This is a genomic window from Caballeronia sp. LZ003 (assembly GCF_031451465.1).
GTDB lineage: Bacteria > Pseudomonadota > Gammaproteobacteria > Burkholderiales > Burkholderiaceae > Caballeronia.
In genome coordinates this window covers 1-503 of sequence record NZ_JARUXJ010000164.1, presented here as the reverse complement: position 1 = coordinate 503, position 503 = coordinate 1, and the positions used below count along the sequence as shown (strand labels likewise).

The following is a 503-nucleotide window of genomic DNA, read 5'->3' as shown; positions in this document are numbered from 1 at the left end:
CCGAGTTCGGGCATGCTCACGAGCGTGCCAAGAGGAAGCATCAGACCCAGATCGGCAAGACCCGGGTTCGCTTCGAGCACCGCCTCGACCGTGCCGTTGATGCGACCATAAAATCGCCAACACAACAAATCGACCGTATCGCCCTGCTGCGAGCGCACCTTCATCAAATCGTCTCGACCGTTAATCTGCGCCGCCCGACGATATCGCCCAAGGCCCAATACGCATCCCGGCGCGCCTCATCCTGCGACAACGCCACGGCATCGACGCGGCGGGTGCCGCTCTGTGACGTGTCGTAGCCCCGATATCGCTCCAGCACCAACGCATGCGCCCAGCCGTACACGGCGCGCCGATAACGGCGCACCTGGACGCTTTCGCCTGCGACCTGGCGAGGATGGGTCGCCGCTAGATCGGCCGCCCCGCTTGCCTCACATTTGACGCGCCACGCATGCAAGACGTCGGCCGCATGGGCGATGCCTTCGACTACCGCATCGAAAAGCCGCGCG

General features: G+C 64.4%; 2 protein-coding genes. Both read right to left on the bottom strand.

Annotation, left to right across the window (positions count from 1 at the left end):
• Positions 1-164, bottom strand: a 164-nt coding sequence (locus QCE79_RS33605) for a tail protein X (protein WP_309851850.1), incomplete at its 3' end; no start/stop codon positions are given.
• Positions 164-503 (bottom strand): head completion/stabilization protein (locus tag QCE79_RS33600; RefSeq protein WP_309851848.1); only part of this gene is annotated, 340 nt, incomplete at its 5' end. The genes QCE79_RS33605 and QCE79_RS33600, both read right to left, overlap by 1 nt.